We start from the raw sequence: 11429 nt of genomic DNA, 5'->3' as shown, positions 1-11429 counted from the left end.
GGCAATGGTGATATAGAGTAGCGCGCCGAGCCGCAGCTGTTAACGCGCGCTGGATCAGTCGCCCAGGGCTGCCAACTGGTCGGCCTGGTACTCGGCGAGCAGTGGTTCGATCACCGCATCGACACCACCGGACATGACTTCAGCCAGCGAGTACAGGGTCAGGTTGATGCGGTGATCGGTCACCCGCCCCTGGGGGAAGTTGTAGGTGCGAATGCGTTCGGAGCGATCACCCGAACCCACCAGCAGCTTACGGGTATCGGAAATCTCCTTGTGCGCGGCGGCATCCTGTTGATCCTTGAGTTTGGCCCCCAGCCAGGCCATCGCCTTGGCGCGGTTCTTGTGCTGGGAACGTTCTTCCTGGCACTCGACCACTGTCCCCGTCGGGATGTGGGTAATGCGGATAGCCGAGTCAGTGGTGTTGACGTGCTGGCCACCGGCACCGGAAGAGCGATAAGTATCAACGCGCAAATCGGCCGGATTGATATTGATCTCGGCCTGCTCGTCTGGCTCGGGCAGGACCGCAACCGTACAAGCCGAGGTGTGCACCCGCCCCTGGGATTCGGTTTCAGGTACGCGCTGTACGCGGTGTGCGCCGGACTCGAACTTGAGCTTGCTGTAGACGTTATCGCCTTCGATGCGGGCGATGACCTCTTTATAGCCACCGTGCTCGCCTTCACTGGCCGAGAGAATCTCGACCCGCCAGCCGCGACGCTCGGCATAACGCGAATACATGCGGAATAGATCACCGGAGAAAATCGCCGCTTCATCCCCGCCCGTGCCGGCACGCACCTCAAGGAATACGTTGCGGTCATCGTTGGGGTCTTTGGGCAGCAGCATGCGCTGCAAATCAGCCTCGAGCTTGAGCAACTGCTCTTTGGCCTCGGCAACTTCCTCCTCGGCCATTTCACGCATATCCGGATCGCTGTCTTTCAACAGCGCCTGGGCGCTTTCGAGATCGGCCAGGACTTTACGGTATTCGCCAAACGTAGCATTTACCGGCTCGATCTCGGCATATTCCTTGGAATACGCGCGAAATTGCTGTTGATTGCTGATCACTTCGGCATCACCAAGCAACGCCGTCAGTTCCTCGAAGCGGTCCTGCATCAAATCAAGTTTATTGAGCAGCGAAGGTTTCATTGCATGCCTTTGTTGGATGACACGCCCTCATCGAGGGCAAAAAGTTCTTGTGCCACGGCCAGCGCGTCGATGCGCCCGTCAGCAGACAGTTTTTTCATCTGCACGCTAGGCGCATGCAGCAGTTTATTGGTCAAGCCTCGCGCCAGCTGCGCCAGGACATCCTCGGCGCTTGCCCCGTTGCTCAACATACGCTGGGCCTTGGCCAGCTCCTCATCGCGCAGGCGCTCGGCTTGCTGACGATAGGCTTTAAGCACATCGACAGCAGCCAACTCGCGCAGACGCAACATAAAATCATCGGCACCGACCGAGACCAGCTCTTCTGCAGCCTCTGCCGCACCTTGGCGACTCTTGAGGTTTTCGGCAATGACTTCGTGCAGGTCATCGACTGTATAGAGGTACACATCGTCAAGCTCGCCAACTTCCGGTTCGATATCCCGTGGAACGGCGATGTCGACCATGAAGATAGGCTTGTGCTTACGCTGCTTGAGCGCGCTTTCCACAGCACCTTTACCTAAGATTGGTAACTGACTCGCTGTCGAGCTGATCACGATGTCACTCTTGGCAAGCTCCTGCGGAATATCCGAAAGCAACACTGCATGGGCACCGAACTGCTCTGCCAGGCTGCTGGCGCGCTCCAAGGTACGGTTGGCGACAACAATCCGCTTGACCCCTTGGTCATGCAGATGGCGGGCAACCAGGCTGATGGTTTCGCCCGCCCCTATCAGCAGCGCCTGGCTGCGATTGAGGTCGCTGAATATTTGCTTGGCCAGGCTGACGGCTGCAAATGCCACCGATACCGGGTTTTCACCAATGGTGGTATCAGTGCGCACCTGCTTGGCAGTGCTGAAGGTGGCCTGAAACAAGCGCCCCAGCAAAGGCCCCATGGTACCCGCCTCGCGGGCGACCGCGAAGGCTGACTTCATTTGTCCGAGAATCTGCGGTTCGCCCAGCACCATTGAGTCGAGGCCAGATGCCACGCGCATCATGTGACGAACTGCCGCATCGTCTTCATGTACATAAGCACAGGCGCGCAGGTCTTCCAGGTTCAGATTATGGTAACTGGCCAGCCATTGCAGGACCGCATCGGATGTGAGGCTGTCTTGCTCGATGTACAGTTCGCTGCGATTACAGGTCGAGAGAATTGCAGCTTCACGGCTAGCCGTATCCCTGCACAGTAGCTGCAATGCCTCAACCAACTGCTCTGGAGTGAATGCCACGCGTTCGCGGACGTCCACCGAGGCGGTTTTGTGGTTAATACCGAGGGCAATAAAGGCCATGCATGTTCGCTGACAGATGAAATAAGCCGGCAATTGTCCTACTTCGACCGTTTGAGAACAACCACCGCTCGTTATTGTCACAACATCTCAAGCAGAATTTATCTTGCCCGGCGGGCACCGAATAATGGATGCCAGGGGCAAGAAACCTATAAATTTGCATGTAATTCGTAAAATATTTGCGCTGCACTGTTGTTCATTGCTCAGCTTTAACTCAGCATCATGCAATAGTTGGAGCAGGTTCAATTGCCCAATTAATGATCCCATGGGCTTGCCCAAGGGCTTGTGTCATGATGCTCCGACCGCAGGTTAGCCGTCTCGTCTTCTATGAATAGATCTTTAGCACTACTGACAGCCATGGCTTTTTTGGGTGGCTGCCAAACCTTTAATACCTCGACTGATGGTTCGCCACCGGTTGAGGACGTGACCGCAACCGAGCAAGCTGCCCAGCCCGAGGTCTACAGCTCGTTCAGCAAGGAAACCTTGCTGGCACTGCTGACCGCTGAAATGGCCGGCCAACGCAACCGCTTTGACATTGCACTGGGCAACTACGTGCAGCAAGCCAATGCGACGCAGGATGCGGGTGTTGCCGAGCGCGGCTTTCGCATTGCCGAGTACCTGGGCGCAGACCAGGCTGCCCTGGACACCGCGCTGATCTGGGCGAAAAATGCCCCCGACGCCATCGATGCGCAACGGGCAGCAGCAGTGCAGTTGGCGCGGGCCGGGCGTTATGACGAGTCCATGACCTACATGGAAAAGGTCCTGCAACGCCAGGGCGATACGCACTTCGACTTCCTGGCCCTGTCGGCCGCAGAAACCGACCCGGAGACCCGCGCAGGCTTGCTGCAGAGCTTTGATCGGCTGCTGAACAAGTACCCGGCAAACGGCCAGCTGATTTTTGGCAAGGCCCTGCTGCTTCAGGAGGATGGCCGTTCCGAAGAAGCCCTTGAGCTGCTCGAAAGCCACCCCGCCAAAACCGACGAGGTAGCACCGCTGCTGCTGCAAGCCCGCTTGCTCCAAAGCCTGGAGCGTGGCGATGAAGCCTTGCCATTGCTTGAAAAAGGCATCCGCGAACATCCGGACGACAAGCGCTTGCGCTTGAGCTATGCACGCGCGCTGGTCGAACAGGGCCGCATGGAAGATGCCAAGGGCGAATTTTCGTCGCTGGTGCAACAGTTCCCCGAAGACGACGACTTGCGCTTCTCCCTGGCCCTGGTCTGCCTGGAGGCCCAGGCATGGCAAGAGGCTATCGTTTACCTCCAGGAGCTCATAGAGCGTGGCAGTCACGTTGATGCAGCGCACTACAACCTGGCCCGCGCCTACGAAGAGCTTGGTGATTCAGACAGCGCCCTGATCGAGTACGGCCTGGTCGGCCCTGGCAATGACTACCTGCCCGCCCAGGCCCGCCAGACCGAGCTACTCTTCGCCAGCGATCGCATCAGCGAGGCCTCGGCCAAACTCGAGAAAGCCCGTGGCGCCGAGCCTGACTACGCCATCCAGCTGTACCTGATAGAGGCCGAAGCACTGGCCGGCAAGCAACGCAAGGAACAAGCCTGGCAACTGATCCAGCAAGGGCTCGAGCAGTTCCCGGACGACCTCAACCTGCTCTATACCCGCGCCATGCTCGCCGAGGACCGTGACGACCTTGGCCAACTGGAAACCGACCTGCGCTTTATTCTTGAGCGTGACCCGGAAAACACCATGGCGCTCAACGCCCTGGGCTATACCCTGGCTGATCGCACCACCCGCTACCAGGAAGCCGACGAACTGATCGATAAAGCTTATCGTTTAAGTCCGAACGACCCGGCAATTCTCGACAGCAAAGGCTGGATCAACTATCGCCTGGGCAAGCTTGACGAGGCTGAGCGCTTCCTGCGTAAGGCACTGGAAGACTTCCCTGATCATGAGGTCGCCGCCCACCTCGGTGAAGTCCTTTGGGTCCAGGGCAAGCAAAGCGAAGCCCGTGATATTTGGGCCAGCGCCCTGGAAAAACAACCCGACAGCGAAGTCTTGCGCAGCACCATCAAGCGCCTGACAGGAGCAGAGAAACCCTAATGCGTTTGCGCTACCTTATCGCCTGCAGCCTAGTCGCGCTGCTGACCGGCTGCGCCGGCTTGATCTCCCACGAATCAGTCCAAGGCCAGGGAAACCAGGCCGCCTGGCAAGCCCACAAAGAGCAGTTGAGCGCGCTGGATGCCTGGCAAATCAGCGGAAAAATCGGCATCCGCGCCCCCAAGGACTCAGGCAGCGCGACCCTGTTCTGGCTACAACGCCAGGACTACTTCGACATTCGCCTGTCCGGCCCGCTGGGTGGTGGCGCCGCACGCTTGACCGGTCGCCCGGGCGAAGTGCTGCTTGAGGTCGCCAACAAGGGCCGCTATAAAGCCGAGTCACCTGAAGCCCTGCTGCAACAACAGCTGCGCATGAACCTGCCGGTCTCGCACCTGCTCTGGTGGGTTCGCGGCCTGCCCGCCCCCGATACCAAGAGCAACGTCACCCTGGACACCGACAGCCACCTGTCAAAGCTGACGCAAGATGGCTGGCAAGTCGAATACCTGAGCTATGTTGAGCAAAACGGCTATTGGCTGCCCGAGCGCATCAAGCTGCATGGCCAGGACCTGCAGGTCACCATAGTGGTCAAGGACTGGCAGCCTCGCCAGTTGGGCCAATAATGCCCGGGCAACACCATGCCGCCGCACGCCTGACACTGCCTGCGCCCGCCAAGCTCAACCTGATGCTGCATATCCTCGGCCGCCGTGCCGATGGCTATCACGAGCTGCAAACCCTGTTTCAGTTTCTCGATTTCGGCGACGAGCTGAGTTTTGCCCCGCGCACCGATGGCAAAATCCAGTTGCACACCGAAATTACCGGCGTGGCCCATGACAGCAACCTAATCGTGCGGGCCGCGCGCCTGCTGCAGAAGCACACCGGCTGCGCCCAGGGCGCCGATATCTGGCTGGATAAACAATTGCCGATGGGCGGCGGCATCGGTGGCGGCAGCTCGGATGCGGCCACCACCCTGCTCGGCCTCAACCACTTGTGGCAACTCAACTGCAGCCTGGACGAACTGGCAAGCATAGGCCTGGCGCTGGGTGCAGACGTGCCGGTATTCGTTCGCGGGCACGCCGCATTTGCCGAAGGCGTGGGTGAAAAACTGACGCCAATCGAGCTTCCCGAACCCTGGTTTCTCGTGGCAATACCGCAAGTACTTGTACCCACAGTAGAAATTTTCTCCGACGCCGAGTTGACACGCGATACGCCGCCCATTAAAGTTCGCAGCCTTCTTGAGGGGGGCGGTCGAAATGATTGCCAGCCAGTTGTAGAAAAGCGTTATCCAGAAGTACGTAACGCTCTGATCTTGTTGAACAAATTTGTTCCCGCAAGATTAACTGGCACTGGAGCTTGTGTATTTGGGAGCTTCCCAAATGAGGTCGATGCTGATAAAGTCGCCCGCCAACTTCCAGCCACTTTGCCAAGTTTTGTTGCACAAGGGCGTAACATCTCGATGTTGCACCGAGCGCTTCAGGAGTTGGACAGGAAGTAGATGCAAAGTAGTGAGCTTCACCAGATAGGGGCGTCGCAAAGCGGTAAGGCAGCGGTTTTTGATCCGGCCATGCGTTGGTTCGAATCCAGCCGCCCCTGCCATTAACGCCTTATTGGGCTTTAATGTCTGGAGAGCTACAAGCATCAGCAATGAAATACGATACAGGGGCGTCGCCAAGCGGTAAGGCGGCAGGTTTTGATCCTGCCATGCGTTGGTTCGAATCCAGCCGCCCCTGCCAATTTCTATACTCATCCAGGTATACCCTCAGCCGGTAGGTACTGCGCGTGTCCAAGATGATGGTCTTTACGGGGAACGCTAACCCCGATCTGGCGCGGCGTATTGTACGCCAGCTGCACATCCCCCTCGGCGATGCCTCTGTCGGTAAATTCTCCGACGGCGAAATCAGCATTGAAATCAACGAAAACGTTCGTGGTAAAGACGTCTTCCTGATTCAGCCGACGTGCGCGCCAACAAACGATAACCTGATGGAACTGGTGGTAATGGCCGACGCCTTCCGCCGCTCATCAGCTACCCGAATCACTGCTGTTATCCCCTACTTTGGCTATGCACGCCAGGATCGCCGTCCGCGCTCCGCTCGCGTTGCAATCAGCGCTAAAGTCGTGGCTGACATGCTCACCGTTGTAGGCATTGACCGTGTTCTGACTGTCGACCTGCACGCTGACCAGATTCAAGGTTTCTTCGATATCCCGGTAGATAACATCTACGGTTCCCCGGTCCTGGTGGATGATATTGAAGATCAACGCTTCGAAAATCTGATGATCGTCTCCCCGGACATCGGCGGTGTAGTGCGTGCGCGTGCTGTAGCCAAGTCGCTGGGTGTTGATCTGGCGATCATCGACAAGCGTCGCGAGAAAGCCAACCACTCCGAGGTGATGCACATCATCGGTGACGTGGAAGGCCGCACCTGTATCCTGGTCGACGACATGGTCGATACCGCTGGCACCCTGTGCCACGGTGCCAAGGCACTGAAAGAACACGGCGCTGCCAAGGTCTTCGCTTACGCCACCCACGCCGTATTGTCGGGTCGCGCCATCGAGAACCTTGAGAATTCGGTACTGGACGAACTGGTGGTGACCAACCCCATCCCGCTGTCCGCTGCCGCACAATCGTGCTCGCGTATTCGCCAGCTCGATATTGGCCCTATTGTCGCCGAAGCGGTTCGCCGCATCAGCAACGAAGAATCGATCAGCGCAATGTTCCGTTAATCCGGAACCCTGTGCCCTGAGCGAAATGCGCCCCGCCTTAATGCGGGGCTTTTTTACCTAACCACCCTGTCGCTGGTCGCAAGCGTAACGGGTGGAAAGGTTATTTTGGAGAAATGAAATGAGTGATTTTAACATTGACGCACAAGCGCGTTCAGACCTGGGGAAAGGTGCGAGCCGCCGCCTGCGTCGTAACGCCAGCCTGGTTCCAGCCGTAGTTTACGGTGGCGAAAAGGCTCCACAATCCATCAGCCTGGTTGCCAAAGATTTCGCCAAGCTGCTGGAAAACGAAGCTTCGTTCAGCCACATCCTGTCGCTGTCCATCGACGGCGCCAAGGAAAACGTCCTGATCAAAGCTCTGCAGCGTCACCCGTCGAAAGGTTTCGTACTGCACGCTGACTTCATCCGTGTTGTTGCTGGCCAGAAACTGACTACTCAGGTTCCACTGCACTTCATCAACGAAGACAAAGCAGTTGCAGTCAAGAAGCAAGGCGGCGAGATCTCTCACACCGCTACTGAAGTTGAAATCAGCGTACTGCCACGCAACCTGCCTGAGTTCATCGAAGTCGACATGGCCAAGATCGAAGTCGGCCAGACTCTGCACTTGTCTGACCTGGTTCTGCCAAAAGGCGTTGAACTGGTTGCACTGGCTCACGATAGCGACCTGGCCGTGGCTAACGCCCACATGCCTCGCGTTACCAAAGCTGAAGATCTTGAAGTTGACGCGGAAACTCCAGACGCTCCGGCAGCTGACGCTCCTGAAGCTGAGTAACACCCGCTACGCTGATCAACAGCTCAAGTGCATTTGCGCTTGAGCTGTTTTCGATAAAGGGCTCCAGTATGACTGCCGTACAACTGATCGTTGGCCTTGGTAACCCAGGCCCTGAATACGACCAGACTCGGCATAATGCCGGGGCCCTTTTCGTTGAACGACTGGCAGACAGTCAACGCATCAACCTCAGTGTTGATCGCAAGTATTTTGGCCTGACTGGCAAATTCAGCCATCAAGGCCGCGACGTTCGTTTACTGATCCCCACCACCTTTATGAATCGCAGCGGTCAATCCGTGGCAGCGCTGGCGAACTTCTTTCGCATCCCTGCCGAAGCGATCCTGGTGGCTCACGACGAACTGGATATGCCGCCTGGCGTCGCCAAACTCAAACAGGGTGGCGGGCACGGCGGGCATAACGGCTTACGCGATATCATCGCGCAGCTGGGCAACCAGAATAACTTTTACCGCTTGCGGCTTGGCATCGGCCATCCAGGGCATAGCAGCATGGTGTCCAATTACGTTCTAGGACGCGCCCCGCGCAGCGAACAGGAACTACTCGACACCAGCATCGACTTTGCACTCGGCGTACTCCCAGAGATGCTCGCCGGAGAGTGGAACAAAGCGATGCAAAAGCTGCACAGCCAAAAAGCCTAACCTAACTCTAGAAATCATCTGCGCGAGGAAAACACCATGGGATTCAATTGCGGCATCGTCGGCCTGCCGAACGTCGGCAAGTCCACCTTGTTCAACGCCCTGACCAAATCCGGTATCGCTGCGGAGAACTTCCCCTTCTGCACCATCGAACCGAATACGGGCATAGTACCGATGCCGGATCCGCGCTTGGATGCCCTGGCTGAGATCGTCAAGCCCGAGCGCGTGATTCCAACCACCATGGAGTTCGTCGACATCGCAGGCTTGGTAGCAGGCGCCTCGAAAGGTGAAGGCCTGGGCAACAAGTTCCTGGCCAACATCCGCGAAACCCACGCCATCGCCCACGTCGTTCGCTGCTTCGAAGATGAAAACGTCATCCACGTATCGAACAGCGTTGATCCAAAGCGCGATATCGAGATTATCGACCTTGAATTGATCTTCGCCGACCTCGACAGCTGCGAGAAGCAACTGCAGAAAACCACGCGCAACGCCAAGGGCGGCGACAAAGATGCTGTCGCACAGAAAGCCCTGCTGGAAAAGCTGATTCCGCACTTCACCGCAGGCAAACCCGCACGCACACTGCTCAAGGACCTGGCTGACGACGAGAAGCAACTGATACGCGGCTTCCACCTGCTCACCAGCAAGCCAGTCATGTACATTGCCAACGTCGCCGAAGACGGCTTCGAAAACAACCCATTGCTCGACATCGTGCGCGGCATTGCCGACGCCGAAGGTGCCGTCGTGGTGCCTGTCTGCAACAAGATCGAAGCCGAAATCGCCGAGCTGGATGATGGCGAGGAAAAGGACATGTTCCTGGAGTCGCTCGGCTTCGACGAGCCAGGCCTTAACCGCGTCATCCGCGCCGGCTATGAGCTGCTCAACCTGCAAACCTACTTCACCGCTGGCGTGAAGGAAGTACGCGCCTGGACCGTTCGCGTCGGCGCCACTGCCCCGCAGTCCGCCGCAGCCATCCACACCGACTTCGAGAAAGGCTTTATCCGCGCCGAAGTGATCGCCTACAACGACTTCATCCAGTACAAGGGCGAAGCAGGTGCTAAAGAAGCCGGCAAATGGCGCCTGGAAGGCAAGGAATACATCGTTAAAGACGGCGACGTAATGCACTTCCGCTTCAACGTTTAAACACCTCTGGCAGCCCAGGCTGCCAAACCAGGCCCTCGAGACTCACCTTGTGAGCCGGGGGCTTTTTATTGCCTTCGCATCGCCTAGCTGGCTCCCGAAGGCTGGCCTGGGTGATTGATCCTTGCGTAGCTGGCTGGGCTAAAACGCAAGGTCAACAGCAACATCAAGATCAGGCTGACCAGCATCACCAGCCAGGTGCTGTAGAACGACCCGCTCAGCTCACGCAGCCAACCGCCCATCGAGGGTGCAATGGCGTTGATCAAAAAACCGAAGCCCTGCACAAAAGCCACCAACTGCCCTGCCGCGCGAGGCTCATGCAGGTGGTCGAGGCTCAGCAACAGGCACAACACGAAACAGGCGCCCAAACCGAAGCCGACCAACCCGACCCAGGCTGCCGATGCCGCCAACGGCGCCCATAACAGCCCCGCATAACCTATTACTTGCGCCCCCAGGCTAATGCCGAGCAAAGGTCGTCGATCCTTGATGCGATGGGCCAGCACCGGCATCGACAGCGCCGCCAGCACCTGGAATATGGTCATCCACGCCAACAGCGCACCACTGGCCTGCTGGCTCCAACCCAACTGCTGGTAATAGGCTGGCAGCCAGGCAACCATGGTCATAAAGCCCCAATTACAGAAGCCGAAATAAATCGCCAGCAACCATGCCCGACGGTTGCCGACAAAGGCCTTGAATGAAACCCTTTGCGCCAAGGCCTGAGGCCTGTGCCAGGGCATCCTGAACCACAGCAAGGCGGCAAGCAGCGCAGGGATCAGCCAAACCCACAGCCCTGCCTGCCAATGACCAAATGCCTGGGCCATATGTGGGCTCAGCAAGGCAGCCAGGCCGCCGCCACTCATCAATGACGCCGAATAAACCCCCATCGCCAAAGCCACACAACCAACGAACTGACGCTTGACCATGCCTGGCACCAGCACCTGGATCAACGCGACACCAACACCGCCCAGCAACGCTGTGGCCAGCAACACATTGCCATCCGCGATAAAACCCCGCGCGAGACAAGCCAGGAAAATACACAGCAAACCCAAGGCAATGCCCCTGCCCTCACCCAGCCGCGCTTCAATCCACGAGCCACAGAGCGCCACCAGGCCAATACACACCACAGGCAAGGTCGTTAGCAGCGCCGCCCCTTGGAAGCTCATTGACGTGCTTAGCCGAATATCGTCCAGCAAGGGACTGATCGAGGTGAGAATCGGCCGCAGGTTAAGCCCCAAGGCAACCAGCACCAGCCAACCCCAAAACCTAATCCTCATTCAATCACTCCAGCATCACTGGTAAACCCTTGAACACGCTGCACAGACGCACGCTCCACACAAAACTCGCCCACTTGGGCGAACGATCAAACAGACGACTGCGGAGGATCATTGATACACCACAGCGAAAAAGACAAAGCCGAAGCTCGAAGAAGGGCAATTCAACACCCGAGCATTGTGCCACGCTCGCCCGAGAAAGTTGACGGATTGGACAGGTAATTAAAATTTAGCTTGGCACAGCGACGATCCAAACCACGCGAGTGCACGCATTGCGCGTAAGCACTTGATCAAACGCAATAACTTTATCAAAACATGCTTGACACAAAGCCCTCAGGCTAGAATAATGCGCGCCACTCGGCTACGTAGCTCAGCTGGTTAGAGCATAGCATTCATAATGCTGGGGTCCGGGGTTCAAGTC

10 protein-coding genes and 2 tRNA genes are annotated in these 11429 nt (G+C 57.6%); 9 read left to right on the top strand and 3 right to left on the bottom strand.

Annotated features, from left to right (window positions below; genetic code table 11):
* Positions 1–54: 54 nt before the first annotated feature.
* Positions 55–1137 (bottom strand): peptide chain release factor 1, encoded by a 1083-nt coding sequence (gene prfA, locus PSES9_RS0103760; protein ID WP_010484298.1) that lies wholly within the window; start codon positions 1135–1137, stop codon positions 55–57.
* Positions 1134–2414, bottom strand: a complete 1281-nt coding sequence (gene hemA, locus PSES9_RS0103755; protein WP_010484297.1) for a glutamyl-tRNA reductase — start codon at positions 2412–2414, stop codon at positions 1134–1136. Before hemA ends, prfA begins: the two co-directional genes overlap by 4 nt.
* 324 nt (positions 2415–2738) lie before the next feature.
* Between hemA and PSES9_RS0103750 the strand changes: the two genes are divergently transcribed.
* The 9 genes from PSES9_RS0103750 to ychF all read left to right on the top strand — a co-directional run bounded on the left by PSES9_RS0103750 (position 2739) and on the right by ychF (position 9740).
* Positions 2739–4466: a tetratricopeptide repeat protein gene (locus PSES9_RS0103750; protein ID WP_010484295.1), complete on the top strand. Its 1728-nt coding sequence runs from the start codon at positions 2739–2741 to the stop codon at positions 4464–4466.
* Positions 4466–5083, top strand: a complete 618-nt coding sequence (lolB, locus tag PSES9_RS0103745) for a lipoprotein insertase outer membrane protein LolB (protein WP_010484293.1) — start codon at positions 4466–4468, stop codon at positions 5081–5083. The genes PSES9_RS0103750 and lolB overlap by 1 nt, the downstream gene beginning before the upstream one ends.
* Positions 5083–5955 (top strand): 4-(cytidine 5'-diphospho)-2-C-methyl-D-erythritol kinase, encoded by an 873-nt coding sequence (gene ispE, locus PSES9_RS0103740; protein ID WP_010484292.1) that lies wholly within the window; start codon positions 5083–5085, stop codon positions 5953–5955. The genes lolB and ispE overlap by 1 nt, the downstream gene beginning before the upstream one ends.
* 26 nt (positions 5956–5981) lie before the next feature.
* Positions 5982–6056, top strand: a tRNA-OTHER gene (locus tag PSES9_RS0103735).
* A gap of 62 nt (positions 6057–6118) precedes the next feature.
* Positions 6119–6193, top strand: a tRNA-Gln gene (locus PSES9_RS0103730).
* A 46-nt stretch (positions 6194–6239) separates the two neighbouring features.
* On the top strand, positions 6240–7181 hold the full coding sequence (locus PSES9_RS0103725; protein WP_010484291.1) for a ribose-phosphate pyrophosphokinase: 942 nt from the start codon (positions 6240–6242) through the stop codon (positions 7179–7181).
* Between the two features lie 118 nt (positions 7182–7299).
* Positions 7300–7950 carry a 50S ribosomal protein L25/general stress protein Ctc gene (locus tag PSES9_RS0103720; RefSeq protein ID WP_010484290.1) on the top strand — a complete coding sequence of 217 codons (651 nt, stop codon included), beginning with the start codon at positions 7300–7302 and terminating at the stop codon, positions 7948–7950.
* Positions 7951–8018: 68 nt separating this feature from the next.
* The gene (gene pth / locus PSES9_RS0103715; protein WP_010484288.1) at positions 8019–8603 is read left to right on the top strand and encodes an aminoacyl-tRNA hydrolase; all 585 of its coding nucleotides are present in this window, start codon (positions 8019–8021) and stop codon (positions 8601–8603) included.
* 36 nt (positions 8604–8639) lie between these two features.
* Positions 8640–9740, top strand: a complete 1101-nt coding sequence (gene ychF, locus PSES9_RS0103710) for a redox-regulated ATPase YchF (RefSeq protein ID WP_010484286.1) — start codon at positions 8640–8642, stop codon at positions 9738–9740.
* An 83-nt stretch (positions 9741–9823) separates the two neighbouring features.
* On the opposite strand, the gene PSES9_RS0103705 is transcribed toward ychF, so the two are convergent.
* Positions 9824–11011, bottom strand: coding sequence for a CynX/NimT family MFS transporter (locus PSES9_RS0103705; RefSeq protein ID WP_010484283.1), 1188 nt, complete (start codon positions 11009–11011; stop codon positions 9824–9826).
* Positions 11012–11429: the final 418 nt, after the last annotated feature.

Source organism: Pseudomonas sp. S9, assembly GCF_000222125.1.
In the GTDB taxonomy this organism is placed as follows: Bacteria; Pseudomonadota; Gammaproteobacteria; order Pseudomonadales; family Pseudomonadaceae; genus Aquipseudomonas; species Aquipseudomonas segetis.
The sequence above is the reverse complement of the archived record's forward strand: the minus strand, read 5'-3'. Positions and strand labels throughout refer to the sequence as shown.

What these genes read in the sequence shown, in the direction of transcription:
- prfA (WP_010484298.1), bottom strand. Translation starts at nt 1,137, where the DNA reads ATGAAACCTTCGCTGCTCAATAAACTTGATTTGATGCAGGACCGCTTC.
- hemA (WP_010484297.1), bottom strand. Translation starts at nt 2,414, where the DNA reads ATGGCCTTTATTGCCCTCGGTATTAACCACAAAACCGCCTCGGTGGAC.
- PSES9_RS0103750 (WP_010484295.1), top strand. Translation starts at nt 2,739, where the DNA reads ATGAATAGATCTTTAGCACTACTGACAGCCATGGCTTTTTTGGGTGGC.
- lolB (WP_010484293.1), top strand. Translation starts at nt 4,466, where the DNA reads ATGCGTTTGCGCTACCTTATCGCCTGCAGCCTAGTCGCGCTGCTGACC.
- ispE (WP_010484292.1), top strand. Translation starts at nt 5,083, where the DNA reads ATGCCCGGGCAACACCATGCCGCCGCACGCCTGACACTGCCTGCGCCC.
- PSES9_RS0103720 (WP_010484290.1), top strand. Translation starts at nt 7,300, where the DNA reads ATGAGTGATTTTAACATTGACGCACAAGCGCGTTCAGACCTGGGGAAA.
- pth (WP_010484288.1), top strand. Translation starts at nt 8,019, where the DNA reads ATGACTGCCGTACAACTGATCGTTGGCCTTGGTAACCCAGGCCCTGAA.
- ychF (WP_010484286.1), top strand. Translation starts at nt 8,640, where the DNA reads ATGGGATTCAATTGCGGCATCGTCGGCCTGCCGAACGTCGGCAAGTCC.
- PSES9_RS0103705 (WP_010484283.1), bottom strand. Translation starts at nt 11,011, where the DNA reads ATGAGGATTAGGTTTTGGGGTTGGCTGGTGCTGGTTGCCTTGGGGCTT.